This window comes from Pseudoduganella ginsengisoli (genome assembly GCF_009720865.1).
In the GTDB taxonomy this organism is placed as follows: domain Bacteria; phylum Pseudomonadota; class Gammaproteobacteria; order Burkholderiales; family Burkholderiaceae_D; genus Rugamonas; species Rugamonas ginsengisoli.
Genome location: NZ_WNLA01000022.1, coordinates 79291 through 99252 on the forward strand (window position 1 = coordinate 79291; position 19962 = coordinate 99252).

Sequence of the window (19962 nt, forward strand, 5' to 3'; positions counted from 1 at the left end):
AATGCGGACGCAGATTGATTTGTTGTGCAAGGAACCCAAGTTGAAGAAGCTATTTATCGCCGCTGCGCTGAGCGCACTGGTTTCATCGGCAGCACTGGCTGCCTGTCCCGGCCATTATGTGGATGGCAAAGCACCGGAATTCCGCAACCAGAAGCTGGCCGTCAATACACAGGAATTGTGTTATACCGTATTCGGCATCATGCACTCGGGCGTGACCCGCACGCCGCTGTGGGCGGCGGAGCACCTGACGGCGGAAAATGTGGAATTGGCGCGCGACCTGGACCGCGAAAATTCCTTCCACCCGGAAGACCGGCTGCCGCGCCAGTACCGCGCCGAACTGTCCGACTATGCGCGCAGCGGCTTCGATCGCGGCCACATGGCGCCGAACGGTGACATGCCGGACCGTGAAACCCAGCACGAGAGTTTTACGCTGGCGAACATGGTGCCGCAAAATGGCGACAACAACCGCCACGTATGGGCTGGCATCGAGCAGGCGGTGCGCAAGCTGGCCAAGAAAGAGGGCGATTTGTATGTGATCACGGGGCCGGCGTTCATCGGCGCCGATATCCGCAAGATCGGTAACGTGCTGGTGCCCAGCCATTTGTACAAAGTCGTGTACAGCCCGCGCCAGCGTGCCGGCGGCGCATATTTTGTCGAAAACCAGGCCGATGCGCAGTATGTGACGATGACGGTGGCGGAGCTGGAGCAAAAGGTGGGCTTGAACCTGCTGCCATCGCTGACGCCGCAGCAAAAGCAGACCATGCTGAAACTGCCCGTCGCCAAACCCCGCAAACGTTGAGGAGCCGAACATGGCCAAGAAATTCATCCCTTACGCCAATGAGTCAGACGTACTGCACATTGGCGGCCTGACAGTGGAAAACCGCGTTGACCGCATTACGATTGCCGGCGACATCGACCTGACGATGGACAAAGCCGGCCTGGCCGACACCCGCGCGTTGCACAAGCTGCTGACTGACGTGCTGGCAAAACTCGAATCGGCTGATTTGCCAGACCGCCTGCCACCACCCGCCGTACAATCCGTCACCAACCCGTTCTAAAACCACAATGGGGTCAGACGTGCATTCATGCATTTCGCCCGTGGGGTCAGACGTGCATTCATGCATATGCTTCACTCTGCGGACGGGCGTTTTTGAGGCAAAAAGCACACGAGCCCAACAGTTGATCCGGGCTATGCAAATTTGCATAGAGCTTGCTGCGACAGGCCATATGCTGAAAATGAATGCATCAACGCACGTCTGACCCCACGGGGTTTATGCACTAACGCACGTCTGACCCCAGGCTGCACGGGGTTTATGCACTAACGCACGTCTGACCCCAGGCTGCACACGGGGTTTATGCACTAACGCACGTCTGACCCCAGGCTGCATGCGGACCAGGCGGCGCTGGTCAAACAGGTGGTCAATCCCGGCACAGGCACAGGCGCAGGCTTGATCCAGATTATCGATGCCGCGCAGGTATTTGCCGCCGTGTAAAAAAAGCCTGCCGTGGTCAGCGGCAGGCTTGGTTGGCAGCGGGCTTGAATTACTTTACAGCTGCCGCGCTGGCCGCCGGCATGCCGCCGGCAGTCTTGTTCAATTCCGAATTGTGGCGAGCGTAGCCGAAATACACGGCCAGGCCGATTGCCAGCCAGATGCCGAAGGCGATCCACGTGGTGGTGGTCAGGAAGGCCATCAGTGCGACGCAGAAGGCAATGGCCAGCGCCGGCACGACCGGCACGCCTGGGCAGCGGAATGCGCGGTGCAGGTCAGGGCGCTTCCTGCGCAGCACGATGACGGCAATCGACACCAGGCAGAACGCCGCCAGCGTACCGATGTTGATCAGTTCAGCCAGCACGTCCAGCGGCACCACGGAACCAATCAGGCCAAACACGATACCGACGATCCACGTGCACAGGAATGGCGTGCCGAAGCGCGGGTGGATGCTCGACAGGCGCTTTGGCAGCAAGCCGTCACGCGACATGGCGAAGATAATGCGGGTCTGGCCATACGACATCACGAGGATCACGGTGGTCATGCCGAGAATCGCGCCCAGCGACACGAAACCTGCGAACCAGTCTTGCTTGGCTTTGGTCAGCGCCAGGGCTACCGGGTGGTCCAGCGCACCGGCGAATTCACGGAATGGAACGATGCCGGTCATGATGGCCGATACGATGACGTACAGGATGGTGCAAATCACCAGCGAGCCAATGATGCCGATCGGCAGGTCGCGCGACGGGTTTTTGACTTCTTCGGCAGCCGACGTCACGGCATCGAAACCAATGAAGGCGAAGAACACGATGGCCGCCGCGCTCATGACGCCGCCCATGCCGAATGGCATGAAAGGCTGCCAGTTGGCAGTGTCCACGTGGCCGGCGCCGGTGGCGATGAACAGCACCACCACGGCAATCTTGATGACCACCATGATGCCGTTGACGCGGGTCGATTCACGCACACCCCAGCTCAGCATGGCGGTAATGAACAGCATGATGACCATGGCGGGCAAGTTGAAGTACGTTTTTACGCCTGGCAGCGCGCCTGGCGCCGCCGACAGCTCAACCGGGACATGCAAGCCAATGCCGCCAATCAAATGCTGGAAGTAGCCGGACCAGCCTACCGCCACGGCGGACGTGGCCAGGCCGTATTCCAGCAGCAAATCCCAGCCGATCATCCATGCCACCAGTTCACCCAGCGTGGCGTAGCTGTACGTATAGATCGAACCGGCCACCGGCACGGTCGACGCAAATTCCGCATAGCACATGGCGGCAAAGCCGCACGCCAGGGCCGCCACCACGAACGCCAGCGGCAAGGCGGGGCCGGCTTTCAGCGCGCCGGTGCCCGTGAGGACAAAGATACCGGTACCAACAATGGCGCCGATGCCCATCATGATCAGGTCGAACGGGCCCAGCACTTTCTTCAGGCCGCCAGGCTTGCGGCCATCGGCCAGCATCTGGTCCAGGTTCTTGGTTCTAAAAATACTCACTTCTTCTCCAATCCGTCTCTTTATTGAGTTTCTGTCTTGTTCCGGCTGGCCCTGGATAAGGAGCCGGAATGCACGTCGGCGCCGGTGTCGTTTGGCGCTGCCGGATACTAGCATACGCCGGACGCGGGGAAAGCAAAATCTGTATCAAACCCTTAACTTTCAGCGATGAAAAAAACCTGCCGAAGCAGGTTTCTTGATAGGGGTTCCAAATCCCTGGAAAGCAGCGGGACGCGCGGTCCCGTTTATTGGACAGCTTGCTCAGTGCAGCAGCATGCCGGTGCGCGGGTGCACATAGCGGCTGCCGGCGTAGGCGCTTGCGGCGGGCGCCTGGCGGTCCAGCCGCGCCTGCACCAGTTTTTGCCACGCGCTGACCCAGCGCGATGCCACCATGCATTCTTCCGTCGAGCGGGCGCCCAGCGTGCGTTCCACCGCCATTTTTTGGCGTTTCAAGGCATACAGGGCTTGAGCAAAGTTGTCCATTTTTCAGTTCGTCAGAGTGGAGGGCTTCTGCCCTTTGGAAGTTCCTATTATCCGGAATTGCTGAACGGCTGAATGTTCGTTACCTCACGTAGGACAAAGATGACACCGTATGATGCTTTTGTACTACATCAGGGGAACACCTACTCTGATACAGCCGAGTAGCGATCAGCAATAAAGTAGCAGCATGCCAAAGCAACAAGATCAGAAGAGGTGCTCACATGCTTAATATGTCAACCACGCCATCCGCTACTTCCCGCGCTCCGCTGCCAGTCAGCCTGGCCGGCGCCCAGCAAAATGAATTGTTGCGCGCCCTGGATCGCGACGAACTGGAAAGCCTGTTCCCCCACCTGGAACTTGTTCAGTTGCCTGCGGGCAAGGAACTGTACGGCTTCGGTGAGCGTCTGGAATATGCTTACCTGCCGACCAATGCGATTATTTCGCTGCAATATATCAATGAAGATGGCGCCACGACGGAAATTGCCATGATCGGCCGCGAAGGCATCGCCGGCGCCGCCATGTATCCGGACGAGCGCGCCACCAATACCGCGATCGTGCAATGTGCGGGCTATGCGTACCGTTTGCATACGGACGTGCTGCGTGCAGCGTTCCGCAATGGCGGCACCATGGCGCGGCAATTGATGCGCTATACCAGCATCATGTTTGCCCAGCTGGCGCAAAGCGTCGTCAGCAGCCGCCACAGCAGCATCGACCAGAAACTGTGCCGCTGGCTGCTGGACCGGCTGGACCGTTCGCTGTCGGCGGAATTGAAAGTCACGCAGGAATCGATTGCCAATTTGCTGGGCGTGCGGCGCGAAAGCATCACGGCCGCATGCGGCAAGCTGCAGGCCGAAGGCATGATTGAATGCCGGCGCGGCAAGATCGTCATCGTCGACCGCGAAGGGCTGGAACTGGGCGCCGGCGCCTGCTACTTTGCCGCCCGCAGCAAGACCACGCAATTCGACGCTGCCGCTGTGTAAATTCCCCGTAACACGCCATCCCTTGCGGGCGCCCGCCGCGTGGCCGATAATGCGCTGCCTAAATAACGAGACAGCTGCCTATGACCGCCACGCCGCCATTTGACCCACCCTATAAATGCCGTATTGAAGCCGATGGCGCTGAGCGCTGGGTCGATGTGCTGGCCGATGGCTCCATGGTCGAATGTGCGGCGCCCGTCATCGTGGCGCCGGCGGCAGCCGAGCGCACTGCTGCCAAACCGCAGGGCAAGGCGGTCACGCTGCTGAAAGTGCCCTACGCGGAAAAAGACGAAGCCAAGCAGCTGGGTGCGCGCTGGGACCCGAAACGCAAGAAGTGGTACGTGCCGGCCGGGGTCGATGCGGCGCCGTTTGAGCGCTGGCTGGACAGTTAGCGTTCGCCATTGCCTCGCATGGCTTGGCGTCCTGCAGGCATTCATGGCCCGCCCGCGCAAACCGCCCAGCACCTCGCTTGCGTGAGGATGGCGGCAAGCGCGGTTACTCCGTCAATCCGGCCTTGCGCCACAGTGGCATGTACTTATCGTTGTAATACGTCTTGTATGCGGCCGGGCTCGATGGCTGCGGCTTGGCAAATTCCGGGATCCGGTACTGCGGCGCCACCCGTTTCAAATCCGCCAGCGCCGCCTGCTGGCGCGGCGCGTCGCCTTTGTCGGCATACACCATCGCTAAAATCGCATAGCAGTTCGGATAGGCTGGATGCGCCTGCGTCCCTTTCAGGCACCAGTCGCGGGCCGCATCGTTGTCGCCGATTTCCATGTAGGCGCGCGCCATATTTGTGAAGATTGTTTCCGGCGGATGTTTCGGGTCCAGCGTGATGGCCTGGTTCAGGCGCGCAATGGCGTCTTTCGGCTCGGCCAGGGCAATGTGCATATTGGCCAGCCCGATATACGGCAGCAGGCTTTTCGGCCGCGCGGCCAAGTAAGCGTCGGCTGCGCTTTTCCAGCCCGGGAAATCATCATGCTTGGACGCATAAAAGCCCATCGCATACAGGATTTCCGCGTTGTTTGGATCCAGCGTGCGCACCCGCTCGCTGATCGAACGCACTTCCGCCCATTTCTTTTCCCGTTCGTCGTCCGGCATCTGGTTGCCGAAGTTGTAGGCTTGCCGGAACAGCGAGACAGCCAGGTCCGTCAGCGCATTGACATTGTCGGCTTCCAGCGCCAGCGCTTGCCGGTTCAGCGCTTCGCTTTGCTGCAGCACGGGCAGGGTTTGCGATTTCAGGCGCAGCGCGGCGGCCCGCAGCAGCAAGTCCGCCACTTTCGGGCTGCTGCCCCGTTTTTCCGCTTCGCTGGCGGCCACCACCACCATTTGGCGGCCGATGCTGTTGCCGATTTGATTGGTCACCTGGTCTTGCAGCGCGAACAAATTCGTCAAATCGCCATCGAGCGAATTGGTCCACAAGGTCGCGCCATTTTGCGCATCGGTCAGCGTGACGCTGATGCGCACCTTGTCGCCGCTGGATAAGACGTTGCCCTGCAAAATAAAGCGCACGCCGGCATCCTTGCCGATTTGCTGTGCCGAGAAATTCTTGTCGCGGTAGCTTTGCGCCGTCGCGGGCGAGCTGACGTACGCGTCGCGGATGCGGGCCAGGTCCGCCGTGATGCTGCTGGTCAGCGCATCGGCCACATAGGCTTTTTGCGCATCGCCGGTCTGGTTGGCAAACGGCAGCACGATGATGGACAGCGGCGCCGCCGAAATTGCCGCAGCGGCGGGCACGGCGGCCGGTGGCTGAATAGTACCCTTGAGCCACCAGGCGCCGCCAGCCGCCAGCACGACCAGCGCCGCGCCGGCCGCCGCCAGCGGCTTGCGCGAGCGGCCTTTCACCGGACCCTTGCGCGTGGCTGGCGCGTTGGCCAGGTTGATGCGGTAGGCGCGGATCGGGCGCGTGATGTTCTTGATGGTCAAATCGCCCATGTCTTCAAACAGCACGTCGAGGTCATTGCGCACCTGGTCGCGCACGGCGCCGGACACGCAAATGCCGTCTTGCGGCGCGTACGGCTCCAGCCGCGCCGCCACGTTGACGCCATCGCCCGAAACGTCATCGCCATCGATGATGATGTCGCCCAAATTGATACCGATGCGCATCAGCATCTTGTCGGCTTCGTCGGAAGACGCTTGCGCGGCATGGTTTTGCCGCTGCATATCGACAGCGCAATTCAAGGCGGCGCTGCCGGTGGGGAATTCAGCCAGGAAGCCGTCGCCTGTGGTTTTGATGATGCGGCCGCCGTATTGGCTGATGAACGGATTGAACAAGTTTTCACGCAAGGCGCGCACCCGCGCGAACGTACGCGATTCATCCTTTTCCATCATGGCGCTGTAGCCGACGATGTCGGCCACCATGATGGCAGCCAGTTTGCGTTCGATGTCCGCCACGGTGCCTCGCTGTATGGAGTAATGCAAACCATTATCGCACGGCTACGTTATCGAAATGCAAGTGTCGTTATTTGAGCGACAGGCAAAAAAAATGCCCGCTGGGAGGCGGGCAAAATCCAATTCTTTTGAAGAGTTGGAGGAGACAAGTGCAATGATGCGGCAAATTTCGTTGCATTGCAAATTTCCATTTGCGATATGACATATATGCGGAATTAATATCTCTGCCGTATCCAGCTGGCGCCTGATTACCTGGGACGTAATTGGCCGTCTTGTGCGGACGGGCGACACTGGCATCACTTCAACGCAACACTTAACCACCAAGGAGCATGCCATGAACTCGATCCAGACTTCCCGTTTCCTGAAAAACGCTTTCATTGCCGATGCCGCCGCCTGCAGCGCCGTGGCAGCCCTGCACCTGGCGCGGCCGCAAGCAGTGATTGGTTTGCTGAATTTGCCTGAACCGCTGCTGCAGGGCACCGGCCTGTTCCTGGTCCTGTACGTGCTGATGCTGGCGGGACTGGCGGCCAGCCGTACGTTGTGGCGCCCGCTCGTGCTGCTTGTCGTGGCCGGCAATGTGCTGTGGGCGCTGGCCAGCATCGATATCCTCGTGCTGGGCATAGTGCAGCCGTCAGTGCTGGGCGAAGCGTATGTGATTGCGCAGGCGCTTGCCACACTGGGACTGGCATGGCTGCAGTACATCGGACTGAAAAAGTCGCAGCCGGCCGGCGCCGTTACTGCAACGCTGAGCAGCGCAGTGTGAATATGTGTGACTTTTAGTGCAATGTTTCCTTGTTAATATCCGGTCCTTTACACTTGACGGGGAACCCATGCACAAGCACCTTGCCTCCATCCTGGCCGTTGCGGCGCTGGCGCTGCCAGCCGCCGCCTACAGCCAGGCGCAATTGTCGAACAACAGCAATAACAAGTATGAAAACGCGGAAGAGGGCGGCAACAGCGCTGCCGCTTACCTGAAGCAATATGCCGGCGTGGCGCAGGAAACCTCGATTGCCCAGGCTAAATTGCTGGCGGTACTGGGCATGACCGAGCAAGCCGGGACGGTGGCCGTGGTGGGCCGTGAATTGGCGCCTTCGAGTCCCCGTACGGCGCTGGAGGACGTATTGAAAAGCCAGGCAGAGACGGCGCAACTGCTGACCCGGGGTTTCGCCAGCGCCAAGCCGCTGGCTGCCGAGAGCCGGGACCGGCTGAGCGCGGACGTTGCCGCCTTCGCGCTGACGGTGGCGGGCAACGCGGCGCTGGCCAAGGACATGGCGGCCAACCGCCGGAAGCTGGCGGCCTTCGAAGGGCTGGGCGTGACGCAGGCCGTGTACCTGGCCAAGGTGTTGCCAGAGCATGTGAAGGCGCTGCGCCAGGCGTTGAAAGACGCCGCCAGCTACGCCGCAGCCAACGGCATTACGCTGCCGCCGGAAGTGGCGGCAGCGGCAGGCTGATTACTTCTGTACGGTCAGCGTGTAGTTACCCGCACCACTGTACGAATACACGGTGATACGGTAATACGCGTTGGCCGCCGTGTACGTAATCGACTCGGTGGACGTCGGCGACGTGGACGACGCGACTTGCTGCCATGCGCTGCCGTCCCATTTTTCCAGTTTCAATTCAAAGTCCGCCGTCGACGGGCCGCTCAGATTAATGCGCAGCGTGCCGCCCGCGTACAGGAAGTACGGCGACGGCTGGATCACGGACGCCTTGTCGGCCAGGTAGCCCGTGTACACGTCGCCGGTGGCGCCCACGTCAAATGAAATGGTTTGCGCAGCAGGGCTGATATTCGTCACCGACAGGCCGGACGCATAGCCATTCCACCATTTCGAGTTGGTGCCCTTGCTGGCCAATGCATTGGGCAGCGTATCGGTGAAGGCGCGCGTCGTTACGCCGTCATACAAGTCGGTCGCATCGCCGCGGTTGACGTTGTACTCCGGATCGCGGCGGCCATCGGCATGTTCCATTTGCACGTACGGGTGCCATTCATTGGAATTGTCGCCAGCCGGGTCCACGTGCCATACCGCCAAGCCCTGTCCCAGCTGGTACAGGTTCTGCCCGCTCTGGTGGATCGCTTCAATATAAAACGCTTCCTGCTGGTTGGCGGGATTGGACCAGCGGTACAGCGCGTGTGAGCCAGACGTGTGGCTCAGGCGGCCTTTCGGCGCGGACGCGTTGATGGCAGGGTTCAATTCCGTCACCGTGTCCCAGCCCACCAGGTAACGGAAGTAGCCGATCGGCGGCGTCGGGCGGAATTTGCTCTGGTTGCCGATACCGCCAAAGCCCATCAGGCAATAGCTGGCGACCGAGCCTTGCGACGAGCTGTCATAGTCATACAAGTCGGGCCAGCCCATGATCAAGTGGCCGGATTCGTGCGAGAACGTGCCGATCGCCATGCTGTTGCCCATGTTGGTGATCTGGTAGCTGCCGGTGCAGACGCCATTGGAGCAGAACTGGTTGCTGAGCCAGCCCATATGCGGCCACAAGCCTTTGGACCACGCGCTGTCCGATTCGCCCGCATAGAAGAAGTTCAGGCCGCGGATCTGTTTATTGGCATCCACCGACAAGGTGGAAAAGTCGTAGCCCGTGGTTTTCAGCCAGTTCAGCGCTTCGGAAATCAATTCCTGCGAACGCACGGACGAGCTGAGGCTGTTGTCCGTGTAATACGCCTTATTGTTTTTCGCGCGGTAGTAGCGGGTGACGGTATTCGTGTAATCCAGTTTGTTGCCGGACACAGTCTGGAAATAGCCGCGCACGGATTGCGCATTGCCGAAGCCCGTGTAGGGCACGTCGTTAAGGAAGGAACTGACTTGCGCCTGCGTGATGGTGCCGGCCAGGTCGGGGAAGTCGATAATCACCGTCAAACCCTTGACGGTGCCGGAAACCGCCGCCAATGCGGGCGCCGCAGCCATCTTGGACAAGGTGGCGGCAGCCGGCTCCGGCGCCTTGCCATGCATTTGCTGGTATTTCTCTTTCGCCTTGCGTGCGCGCGCTTCCGCACCCAAGCCTTGCTGCTGTTTGTTGGTGGTGGCGAAGCTGCGCAATTTGGCATTGGTGGCCAGCACGCCGGTCGAAACCAGGTCGTCGCCCGCCGCGTTCACCTCGGCGTAGCACAAGCCTTTCTTTTTCGCGTCATAGACCACCAGCGAACCGTCATCGGTGCGCTGCTCGGCATAGTAATCATTGCCGTCCAGGTGGACGCGCAGCTTTTCGCCGTTGGGCTGCTTGAATTCAAACACGTGGTCCTGGTACGGCATGCCTGCCTGCGCACACAGGCTGGCCAACAGCAAGGTCAAACCGGCCGCTACGCGGCGGCCGTGGTGTGCCAACTTCATGTAAGTCTCCTGGTTCTTGTTGTGGAACCGGAAAGCTTATGCAGAGTTCAACACGAAGTCTTGATGGTTTTGCACAGTGTGCGCCACCAAATCGGCACAGTGCCAGCCGCGCTTAAAACTCTTCCCATTCATCCGCCGCGGCGGGCGCCGCGGTTTTGCGCGCCGGGGCGGCAGGTTTTTTCGCCACGGGCCTGGCGCTTGCCTTGGCAGGGCGGGGCAGGGCAACGGCCGCACGCGGCGCCTGCAATGCCGGCGCGGGCGCCGCCTCCACTTGCGACATGTCCAGCTTGAACGCCGCCACGGCTTCGGCCAGCTGCGCTGCCTGGTCTTGCAGCGACTGGGCGGCGGCTGCCGCTTCTTCCACCAGCGCGGCATTTTGCTGGGTGGCGTCGTCCATCTGCGTGATGGCGTCATTGATCTGGCCAATGCCTTCGCTTTGTTCGCGGCTGGCTTCGGAAATTTCACCCATGATGTCGGCCACGCGGCGCACGGACGTGACGATGTGCTGCATGGTGTCGCCCGCGTTGTCGACCAGCTTGCCGCCGGCATCGACCTTGTTGACGGAATCGTTGATGAGTTCCTTGATTTCCTTGGCGGCTGCGGCGGAGCGCTGCGCCAGAGTGCGTACTTCCGACGCCACGACGGCAAAGCCGCGGCCCTGTTCACCGGCGCGGGCCGCTTCCACGGCGGCATTGAGCGCCAGGATATTGGTCTGGAAGGCAATCCCGTCAATCACGGCAATGATGTCGACAATCTTGTTCGAGCTGTCCTTGATGGCGGCCATGGTTTGTACTACTTCGCCCACCACGTTGCCGCCCTGTGTCGCATAGTCCGACGCGGCGGTGACCAGCTGGTTGGCCTGGCGCGCATTGTCGGCGTTCTGGCGCACGGTGGCCGTCAATTCTTCCATGGTGGACGCGGTTTCTTCCAGGCTGCCTGCTTGTGATTCCGTGCGGCCCGACAAATCCATATTGCCGGTGGCAATTTCATTGCTGGCGTGGGCAATGGTGTCGGCGCCGATGCGGATCTTGCCTATGGTCTGGTTCAACGATGACGCGAAGCGGTTGAAGGCGGTAGCCAGTGCGCCGATTTCATCGTTGGTTTCAACTTTCATGCGGCGCGTCAGGTCGCCGTTGCCGTCCGCGATTTCACCCAGCATGGCGGCAGCGCGCGCGACCGGCGCGGCAATGGCGCGGCTGACGGCATACACGACCAGCAAGCCAATGGCGACACCGGCAATGCCGGCTGCCACGGCGGCAAACGTGGAGCGGCGGATCAGCGCGCCCACGGCTTCCGATTCCGGCACTTCGGCGATCACATATAAGTCCAGTTCCGGCACGAACGATGCGGCCACGATTTGCGTGCCCTGTGCGCCATGGTAAGTGGTGCTGCTGTATTTGCCGCCTTTCAGCAATTCAGCGCTGGTTTCCTTGGTAAATCCAGGCAAGTCCGTCAAGCCATGTTTGCCGTCCACCAGGTCTTTCTGGCGGTGCGCCAGCAGCGTGCCGTCAGGGCGCACCAGGTAGACATAGCCGGAAGGGCCGACCTTGTAGCTGTTGATGCGCTCGGCCAGCGAATCGATAGACAGCGCCAGGCCGGCAATGCCTTGTTTGTCGCTGCCGCCATCGAAGCGCACGTTGATGAACAGTTTATAGCTGCCGTCCGTCACGTCGCGGTCGATGCGCAGCGTGTACGGCTTGCCTTCCCTGAGAAAATCGTTGAACCAGCCGGATGCCGGCGCGCTGCGGTCCAGCGTGCGGGCCAGCCCGGCTTCCGTAAAGTATTTGCCGGTGGCGCCGGAGACCCAGAAAATCTTGTTGGCTTTCAGGCGCGACTTCATGGAGGCGGCATATTGCTGCCACGCTTCCAGGCCGGTATCGGGCAAGCCGGCTTTTTCCCAGCCCAGCACGTAATCATTGCCGGCGATGTCTTGCGCGGACGCCAGCGGCTTGGCAATTTCGCGCAGCAAGTCATTACGGATTTCGCCCACGACGGCCGGCAATTCCTGCTGCACGACACGCTCGGCAATGCCGCCGGCCGTGACATACGTACTGAGGCCGCAGGCCACCAGCAGCGTGAAGACCAGGCATGCGGCCATGCTCAGCATGAGTTTCTTCTGTATGGACAATTGCTGGAAAAAGTTCACGATTGATCCTTGGTTTTATTTAACATGCAGTGATCAGAACAAGTGGTGGATGCCTATGCGCAGCGCGGTCTGGCGCTGCCCGGATGCGTAGCCCAGCGAATTGATTGCCGCCACCGCGCCCGCGCCATTGGCTTTCTGCATTATCGCCATCGCATACAGTTCCGTGCGGCGTGAAAGCGAATACACATAATTAACCCCTGCCTGATTCCAGTGCATGGCGCCCATGTGCGAGAACGACAGGGCCGTGTTGACGGAAGCAGCGGCGCCGATGCGCACGTTGACGCCCAGCTCTGGTGTGGTCATCGCCACGTCGCCGGCCGCCGTGCGGACGCGGGAACGGACCCACGCGCCGTGCACCAGCACGCCGTCCAGCGCGTAGCTGGCGCCCAGGCCCGTGTTGCGCACATTGTCGGCTTGCAGCGGCGTGAAGACCGGGGCCGTGCTGGTTCCCGTGATCAGCGTCTGCCCCAGCAGGCTGCGCAGGCCCAGCGACTGGCCCAGGTTCAACGCCTTGTTGTTGGCGCTGGTCCACGCGCCGCCCAGCCGGATCGGGCCATTGGCATACGTGAAATTCGTGCCCCACGCGCGGTTGCGCGAGGCGTCGCCCGGCTGTTCGCCCAGCGCATACGCGGCGCCCAGGGTCAGGCCGTTGACTTCGCGGCTGGTGAATTTGATGCCGTTGTCAAGCTGGCCCACGTTGGCGGTTTCATCAAAATTGCCCGGATGGAAAGCATAAAAACTGCCAAACTGGACCCCGTTACTGAGCTTGCCCACGGCGTCAAACATCATGTTGCTGTGGTGGCCCAGCGCCACTGTGCCGTAACGGCCGCTCAAGCCGGCAAACGCAAGGCGGTTGAACAGCACGCCATTGCGGGGCTGCACGCCGGTGCTGGTGGCAAAGCCGCCTTCCAGCTGCGCGACGGCTTGCATGCCGCCGCCGAGATCTTCCGTGGCGCGCATACCAAAGCGGTCCGCCTGCAGCACGCCGTCGTCAATCAGCGTGACGGCCGAACCGCGTACGTTCGATACCCGCGTGGGGCCCGCATCGAGGCTGCCATACATGGTTACCGATGTGGTTTGCGCAGCCGCGCCGCCCAGTTGCAATAATGCCCACCCGCCCAGCCAAAGTTGTCGCCGCATGGATCACTCCGTGACAAAAAACGGCTTAATCTAGCGCGTTTTACGGGAGTGCACGCTTCACTTTGTTTCCCCTCGCGGAAAAAACAACAGTTCCATTCCAGAGTGCCAAGTCATCTTGCTGCACTTTGACCAACACCGTTGCAGCCGATATATTGAACCGGTCCCGACACTGCTTTTTTCCTATGATGCTGAAGACAACCTTCACCCTGATGCTGGCGCTGGCTGCGCCATCGCTGTACGCCGCCGACAGCCCCCACGTTATCCAGGGTATGCGCGTCGGTGACAACAAATACAAAGTCATCAGCATTTCCAACATGAAGTGCGCCGACGCCCACAAACAGACGTTGCCTTATGAACCGCACAGCGAAGTCGATGCGATGGTGTGCACGTGGACGTCATCCGGCAAGGCGTTCATCGTGATGAATACTGTGACGCCGGAAACGCTGGTCGTGAAGTTTTATGCACCGGGCGTGCGGGTGGGGGAAATCACGGCCAATTATGCGCAGGGCGTCACGTATGACCAGTTGCGCAGTGAATTCAATGCCAAGCCGTTTTCCGAAGTGAAGCCCGGTAAAGGGCAGTTTGGCGAAGCGTACTGGATCGACGGTGAACTGTTGACACGGCTGTCGTGTACGAAAGCCACTTGCACCGTGACGTCCGGCAGCCATTATGGCAAGGCCAAACTGATGACGGACGAGCGGCTGAAGGCGGACAAGATTGCCAGGATGGCGGCAGAGTCGGCCAGCGCAAAAGCGGCCAGCGCAGCCGCCGCCGGTAAATAAGGCGCGGATAGCGCGATTACGGCAGGCGCTCGTATTCGTGGATCAGCGCTGTCAGCTGCGTGCGGCCATGGGCGGCGATCCACTGCCACATGGCGTCCACCCGCGCTGGGTGGGCCGCGTAATACTGTTTGCTGGCGGCCAGGTAGGTGCGTGAATTGCGGATCGGACGTTCCAGCCGCCGCACCTTGTTTCCATAGCGTACCCGCAAGACTTCATCGAGATCGGCCGGGGCGGTCACGGTCGCTACATAGGCGTCCACGCGGCCCATTAACAGCTTTTCAATATTGCGGTCCAGGTCCGTTGCGCCCGCGTCGACGATGTAGCCTTCCGCGCGCAACTGCGCCGCGTAGGCAATGCCCTGGATTATGCCCAGGCGCCTGCCTTTGAAATATTCAACAGTGTCGGCATTGGCGGGCACCTGGTCGTTGCCACGGACGAAAACATACGTCATGGCTTCGATGGAGCGCCGGGCGTCGAGTTTGCCGTTCTGGTCCAGCGGCATGGCGGAAATGCCGGTATCGGCCGGCGTGGCGTTCAGCGGCGCCATGTCCACGCTGCCCTCCGCCAGGGCCACGCGGATGCGGGCTACCGGCACGCGCACGAAGGCGATAGGACAGCCGGCGCTGGCCACCATTTTCCTGATCAGTTCAACAGCCGCACCGGGCTTGGCGGGGACAGTCTCGCCCGATCCGAAATAAAACGGCGGCGCGTGCCGGTCGGTATAAGCAATGCGGACCGGGGCGCAGGGTTCTGCCGCATGGGCGGCCCAGGCGGCCAGCAGGCTGAAAGCGGCAGCCGCGGCGCGCGGCGTAATGCAGCGCCGCCATGTGCCCGTTACGTCAGTGCTGTTGGCCGCGCACCGGCTGGCAGGTGAAGGTGGCATGGCTGTCAAAATGTATGCTGCAGGCCGATGGAAGCCGTGCGGCGCGTATCGGCGCCGTCCGGCGCATAGGCTGCCTGCGACGCGGCGCTGGATCCCCAGTAGCCGCGCCAGCCGCCGCTCCAGTGATTCCAGTCCACGCTGAACAGCAGCGCCGTGCGGCGCGAAAAATCGTACGACAGCACGGCATACGCTGCGCGCTGCGTGCCGCCTTCGCGGGCGGAAAACAATGTCGCATCAGGCGTGCGCGCATAAAACACGGCGCTGCGCAGCCGCCACAGCGGCGACACGGCCGTCAGCGGCAGCGTGATGCCCAGCAGTCCGAAGCGCGTGTGGCTCTCGGCGGGGGCGGGGATGCCCACGTAGCTGAAATCCATGTTGGACAGGGCCTGTCCCGCGGCGCCCACGACAAAGCCTTTTTCGCGCCGCGCCGTCAACACCGCTGCATGCACCAGCGTGCCGTCCGGCGCGAAGCGGGGCACCGTCCACGCGATGCCGGCCGTGCACGCGCTGGCTTTTAAACCCGCGCCGTCATGCGCTGCCTGGCATGACGCCATGGCCACGCGGGGCAAGTCGAGATAGCCCGCTGAGATGGCGGTCAATTGCCCCCGGTTGCCGGTGCGTTCGCCCACCGACACCATGCCGCCCGCGAACCATGGGCCCATGTCATAGCGGTAGCGCACCGCATTATCAAAGCGGGCGCCGGTCCAGATGCCGGGCCACACGGTTTCCACCTGGCCCGCGCCTTTGACGGGATCGACGCGCACCAGTGTTTCCACGGCGCCGCCGATGATTTGCAGCCGTCCCGCATCGACCGTGCCCCAGCGCCCGTCGAGTCCCACGGACGCTTCGCGGCCGAACAGGGCGCCATGGCGCGTGGCGCCCGTGTCCGTGAAAAAGCCAGCATCCAGCCGGAAGCGCGCCCGCATGCCGTCACCCAGCGCTTCTTCGCCTTTGAAGCCAATGAACTGGGCCGACGCATTGGTCGGCGTCATTTCAACCTTGCCGTGTCCGGCCGGGTCGGTGTGGGTGGAGGAGCGGATGGCGGCGGCAATGCTGCCGTGGACAGTGAGCTGGGCGTGGCAAAGGGGCGCACAGCATGCCAGCGCCAGGGCGGCAGACAAAGAGCGGAGCAGCAAAGTTTTCATGCGAAATGAAAGTTGTCCGGCGTCACATCACTGTAGCACCAGCCAGTTGCTGCTCATATGCAAGTTATGCCATCGCCGTTTGTTTTTTAACGGGCGGTGCGTACTGGCAACGTTGTGTAGTGGGGTATATAGCGTTTATACGGCATTGCCACTGCCGCGGGCTTGCCTGCCGGATGCGCTGGCCAGCCCGCGGGAAGGCTACTTCTGGGCCGGGCGCAGCTTGTAGCCTATCCCCAGCACGGCCAGCCAGGCAGGAATCAGGTACACGGAAATGCGCAAATCCGGCGTCAGGTACATGATGACGAGGATGGCGGCCAGGAAAGCCAGGCACAGGTAATTGGTCAGCGGGTAGCCCAGGCTCTGGAACGCCGTCACTTGGCCGCTGGCGGCCTTTTGCTGGCGGAAGCGCAGGTGGATCCAGCTGATCATGCCCCAGTTGATGATCAGTGCCGACACCACGAGGCCCATCAGCATGCCAAACGCTTCGCCCGGCAAGAAGTAATTGACGACGACGCAAATGCCGGTCGATGCGGCCGATACGCCCAGCGCGGCCAGCGGCACGCCGCGGCGGTTGACGGTCAGCAGCGCGCGCGGCGCATTGCCTTGCTGCGCCAGGCCAAACAGCATGCGGCTGTTGCAATACACGCCGCTGTTATACACGGACAGCGCGGCGGTCAGCACGACGATATTGAGCGCATTGGCAACGAAATTCGCATTCAGCGCGTGGAAAATCAGCACGAACGGGCTGCCGCCAGTGACGACTTTCTGCCATGGATACAGCGACAGCAGCACGCCCAGCGCGCCCACGTAAAAGATCAGGATGCGGTAAATGGCCTGGTTGGTGGCTTTTGGAATCGTCTCGGACGGATTGTCCGCTTCCGCTGCCGTGATGCCGACCAGTTCCAGCCCGCCGAATGAAAACATGATGACGGCCATGGCCATCGTCAGCCCCGACACGCCATTCGGGAAGAAGCCGCCGTGCTGCCACAGGTTGGCGACCGATGCTTCCGGGCCCGCCGCGCCGGTGGCCAGCAGGTAGCCGCCGTAGCCGATCATGCCGACAATGGCGGCCACTTTAATGATGGCAAACCAGAATTCCATTTCCCCGAACGCCTTGACGTTCAACAGGCTGATGGCATTGATGATGGCAAAGAAGGCCAGCGCCGACGCCCACGTCGGCACGCCAGGCCACCAGTACTGGACATAGATGCCCACTGCCGACAGTTCCGCCATCGAGACCAGGATGTACAGCACCCAGTAATTCCAGCCCGACATGAAGCCGGCCAGGTTGCCGCAATATTTGTCGGCAAAATACGAGAACGAACCCGCGACGGGTTCATCGACCACCATTTCACCCAGCTGGCGCATGATGAGGAAGGCAATCGCGCCTGCCACGGCATAGCCCAGCAAGACGGACGGGCCGGCCATTTTGATGGTTTGCGCGATACCGAGGAATAGCCCGGTGCCGATGGCGCCCCCCAGTGCGATCAGCTGGATATGCCGCGTCTTCAGGCCCCGCTTTAATTCGTGATTCCCGTCCTGCATCTTCAATGTGTCCTATCGTTGTTATATGTGATCTGGTGGTGCCAGCGCCCGTGATCATAAAAGAAAAAGCCCACCGGCGGTGGGCTTAGTTGTCAGGAAAGCAGGCTTCAGCCGGCGGGATCGGGAATCTGTTGTTTGCGCTCCTCCATCTGGCGCCCCAGCGCGACCAGATCCAGGCTGGATTTGCGCACTTTCGGGAACAACTCGCCTTCCTCTTCTTCCACGTGGTGGTCGATCTGTTCCGACAGCACGGTGACTTTGGCGTCAAACAGGTCGTCGCCCGCATCCATCGACAGCAGTTGCGCGATCAATTGCTTGGCCGATGCGTGCTCCACGATGGCTTCATCAATGGTGTCTTCGAATTCCTTGCCGATCGAACGGACGGCGGGATAAAACAATTCTTCCTCAATCATCGTATGTTTGGTCAGTTCATTGCAGATTTCATCGACCAGCTTCTTTTTGCTGACCATGGCGCGGTCGCCCAAGCCTTCAAATTGTTCAAACAAGTCTTTCACGTGTTCGTGGTCTTCCATCAGCATGCTGATGGCATCGGCTGGCTGCGATTCCGTGGCAATGGCTTTGGGAATGGCTTTGCTCTTGGTGGTATGGGTACGCATGGTGAAGCTCCTCGGTGGTTGGACGGTGCAGGTGCACAGTGTGGCGGCAGCGGTCCCTTGCTTCGGTGCGGCAGCTAACGGATGCCCTGTCTTGCTTTGTGCGACATATGTCGCATATCGTTATTGCAACCATGCGACAGGTGTCGTATCATGGCGTCCATAGTCGCAAAGGAGGTTTGATGACACCGTCCGTTACTGAATTGAGTTTGTTGAAGTGCCTGTGGAAACAGCAGCCGCTGAGCGCACGTGAAATCCACGAGCGTGTCGAACAGGAATTGGGCTGGTCGTATTCGTCCACCCGCAAGACGCTGGAGCGCATGCTGGAAAAAGACATGGTGGCCCAGCAAGCGATGCATGGTGTGCACGTGTACACGGCAGCACTGGACAAGGTCAGCACGCTGGCTGCATTTGCCCATGATTTCGGCAAGCGCGTGATGGAAATCGACGCACCGCTGCCCGTCAATATGTTCACCGGCAGTAAGCTGGTTGACCAGCAAGAGCTGGCGGAACTTGAACAACTGTTGCAGGACTGGCCTGCGGAAAAGGCGTGAACATGGATGCGCTGATGTCTTTCGCGCTGGCCTTCCTGCAAGCCAGTGTCACGAGCGTGGTGGCGGCAGGCGTGCTGCTTGCCGTGCTGGCCGGGGTTCGGCGGCGCTGGCCTGGCGTGGCGTCGCAGCGGCTGGTGTGGCTGCTGGCCATGGCTGCGGCAGCGGGATCCTTCATGCTGGCCCTGTGGCCGGCGCCCGCCACGCTGCGCGTGCTGCCTTCGATTGAGGTTTCGCGGCCTGCCGTGGTGGACGAAACGGCGGACGTGGCGTTTGCCGGTGCGGATGAAGGCGGGCTGGCGCTGGAGCATACGCCTGCGCCGCGCTGGCTGCTGGGCGCCGCAGCCGTGTGGCTGCTGTGTTATGGCGGCGGGCTGGCGCTGGCCGTGGTGCGGCTGCGCCGTGGCCAGGTTGCGCTGAAAGGCTTGGTGACGTCTGCGCTGCCGCTCGATGCACGTGCGCTGGCCCTGCATCCCGCGTTCGGCAACGGGGCCGGCAAGACGCCAGCCGTGCTGGAATCTGCCGCACCGATTTCCCCCATGCTGGCCGGGCTGGTGCAGCCGGTCTTGCTGTTGCCGCGCCATTTGCGCACGTTTGATCCCCACCAGCAGCGATTGATCGTGGCCCATGAACTGGCGCACTGGCAGCGGCGCGACCATCTGTGGCTGCACGCCAGCCTGCTGCTGCAAACCGTGTTCTGGTTTAATCCGGCATTGAAGGCGCTGGCGGGCGGGCTGTCCCACGCGCAGGAACTGGGCTGCGACCGCCATGTGCTGGCGCATCGTCCGGTGGCCGCACGGCGCGATTACGCGGCGGCGCTGGTGGCGCAACTGAAAGTACAGCAGGGCGCCAATCTCGGCCTGGCTGCGCCATTTGGCGGTTCGGGCGCGGCGGCGCTGGGTGAGCGCATTCGCCAGCTGCGGCTGGCGGACCTGGGTGGTTCGACCAGGCTGGCCGGCGCTGGCAAGGCAGCGCTGGGCGCATGCTGCGCGGCCGTGGTGGG

The 19962-nt window shown here is 61.5% G+C and carries 19 protein-coding genes; 9 read left to right on the forward strand and 10 right to left on the reverse strand.

Features of this window, described 5'->3' with window-relative positions; genetic code table 11:
- The first annotated feature begins 1 nt into the window (after position 1).
- Both GM668_RS24715 and GM668_RS24720 read left to right on the forward strand, forming a co-directional pair.
- Positions 2-799, forward strand: a complete 798-nt coding sequence (locus tag GM668_RS24715) for a DNA/RNA non-specific endonuclease (RefSeq protein ID WP_155441636.1) — start codon at positions 2-4, stop codon at positions 797-799.
- A 10-nt stretch (positions 800-809) separates the two neighbouring features.
- Entirely contained in the window at positions 810-1058 is a 249-nt protein-coding gene (locus tag GM668_RS24720) for a hypothetical protein (RefSeq protein WP_155441637.1), read from the forward strand.
- A 484-nt stretch (positions 1059-1542) separates the two neighbouring features.
- Here GM668_RS24720 and bcaP read toward each other — a convergent pair whose 3' ends face one another.
- Together bcaP and GM668_RS24730 are read right to left on the reverse strand one after the other, a co-directional pair.
- The gene (gene bcaP, locus GM668_RS24725) at positions 1543-2979 is read right to left on the reverse strand and encodes a branched-chain amino acid transporter BcaP (RefSeq protein WP_170305810.1); all 1437 of its coding nucleotides are present in this window, start codon (positions 2977-2979) and stop codon (positions 1543-1545) included.
- 258 nt (positions 2980-3237) lie between these two features.
- On the reverse strand, positions 3238-3459 hold the full coding sequence (locus tag GM668_RS24730) for a hypothetical protein (RefSeq protein WP_155441638.1): 222 nt from the start codon (positions 3457-3459) through the stop codon (positions 3238-3240).
- 227 nt (positions 3460-3686) lie between these two features.
- Here GM668_RS24730 and GM668_RS24735 point away from each other — a divergent pair, with 227 nt between their 5' ends.
- Together GM668_RS24735 and GM668_RS24740 are read left to right on the forward strand one after the other, a co-directional pair.
- Entirely contained in the window at positions 3687-4436 is a 750-nt protein-coding gene (locus GM668_RS24735; RefSeq protein WP_155441660.1) for a Crp/Fnr family transcriptional regulator, read from the forward strand.
- An 80-nt stretch (positions 4437-4516) separates the two neighbouring features.
- Complete coding sequence (locus tag GM668_RS24740; protein ID WP_155441639.1) at positions 4517-4825, forward strand: DUF5710 domain-containing protein; 309 nt, start codon at positions 4517-4519, stop codon at positions 4823-4825.
- A 103-nt stretch (positions 4826-4928) separates the two neighbouring features.
- On the opposite strand, the gene GM668_RS24745 is transcribed toward GM668_RS24740, so the two are convergent.
- Complete coding sequence (locus GM668_RS24745; RefSeq protein WP_155441640.1) at positions 4929-6824, reverse strand: adenylate/guanylate cyclase domain-containing protein; 1896 nt, start codon at positions 6822-6824, stop codon at positions 4929-4931.
- Between the two features lie 331 nt (positions 6825-7155).
- Here GM668_RS24745 and GM668_RS24750 point away from each other — a divergent pair, with 331 nt between their 5' ends.
- Both GM668_RS24750 and GM668_RS24755 read left to right on the forward strand, forming a co-directional pair.
- Entirely contained in the window at positions 7156-7584 is a 429-nt protein-coding gene (locus GM668_RS24750; RefSeq protein WP_155441641.1) for a hypothetical protein, read from the forward strand.
- 67 nt (positions 7585-7651) lie between these two features.
- On the forward strand, positions 7652-8272 hold the full coding sequence (locus GM668_RS24755; RefSeq protein ID WP_155441642.1) for a hypothetical protein: 621 nt from the start codon (positions 7652-7654) through the stop codon (positions 8270-8272).
- On the opposite strand, the gene GM668_RS24760 is transcribed toward GM668_RS24755, so the two are convergent.
- The 3 genes from GM668_RS24760 to GM668_RS24770 form a co-directional block, all read right to left on the reverse strand.
- Positions 8273-10153 carry a M6 family metalloprotease domain-containing protein gene (locus GM668_RS24760; protein ID WP_155441643.1) on the reverse strand — a complete coding sequence of 627 codons (1881 nt, stop codon included), beginning with the start codon at positions 10151-10153 and terminating at the stop codon, positions 8273-8275. It abuts the gene before it with no gap.
- 112 nt (positions 10154-10265) lie between these two features.
- The gene (locus GM668_RS24765; protein ID WP_155441644.1) at positions 10266-12260 is read right to left on the reverse strand and encodes a methyl-accepting chemotaxis protein; all 1995 of its coding nucleotides are present in this window, start codon (positions 12258-12260) and stop codon (positions 10266-10268) included.
- Between the two features lie 72 nt (positions 12261-12332).
- Positions 12333-13439, reverse strand: a complete 1107-nt coding sequence (locus tag GM668_RS24770; RefSeq protein ID WP_155441645.1) for a porin — start codon at positions 13437-13439, stop codon at positions 12333-12335.
- 182 nt (positions 13440-13621) lie between these two features.
- Here GM668_RS24770 and GM668_RS24775 point away from each other — a divergent pair, with 182 nt between their 5' ends.
- Complete coding sequence (locus tag GM668_RS24775) at positions 13622-14221, forward strand: hypothetical protein (protein WP_155441646.1); 600 nt, start codon at positions 13622-13624, stop codon at positions 14219-14221.
- Positions 14222-14237: 16 nt separating this feature from the next.
- Here GM668_RS24775 and GM668_RS24780 read toward each other — a convergent pair whose 3' ends face one another.
- From GM668_RS24780 to GM668_RS24795, 4 genes are all read right to left on the reverse strand, one after another.
- Positions 14238-15104 carry a transporter substrate-binding domain-containing protein gene (locus tag GM668_RS24780; RefSeq protein ID WP_155441647.1) on the reverse strand — a complete coding sequence of 289 codons (867 nt, stop codon included), beginning with the start codon at positions 15102-15104 and terminating at the stop codon, positions 14238-14240.
- A 5-nt stretch (positions 15105-15109) separates the two neighbouring features.
- Entirely contained in the window at positions 15110-16249 is a 1140-nt protein-coding gene (locus GM668_RS24785; protein WP_155441648.1) for a porin, read from the reverse strand.
- 198 nt (positions 16250-16447) lie between these two features.
- Positions 16448-17794 carry an amino acid permease gene (locus tag GM668_RS24790; protein WP_155441649.1) on the reverse strand — a complete coding sequence of 449 codons (1347 nt, stop codon included), beginning with the start codon at positions 17792-17794 and terminating at the stop codon, positions 16448-16450.
- 107 nt (positions 17795-17901) lie between these two features.
- Complete coding sequence (locus GM668_RS24795; RefSeq protein ID WP_155441650.1) at positions 17902-18411, reverse strand: hemerythrin domain-containing protein; 510 nt, start codon at positions 18409-18411, stop codon at positions 17902-17904.
- 179 nt (positions 18412-18590) lie between these two features.
- On the opposite strand from GM668_RS24795, the gene GM668_RS24800 reads away from it, so the two are divergent.
- Both GM668_RS24800 and GM668_RS24805 read left to right on the forward strand, forming a co-directional pair.
- The gene (locus GM668_RS24800) at positions 18591-18962 is read left to right on the forward strand and encodes a BlaI/MecI/CopY family transcriptional regulator (protein ID WP_155441651.1); all 372 of its coding nucleotides are present in this window, start codon (positions 18591-18593) and stop codon (positions 18960-18962) included.
- A 2-nt stretch (positions 18963-18964) separates the two neighbouring features.
- On the forward strand, positions 18965-19962 hold a 998-nt coding region (locus tag GM668_RS24805), incomplete at its 3' end, for a M56 family metallopeptidase (protein WP_170305811.1).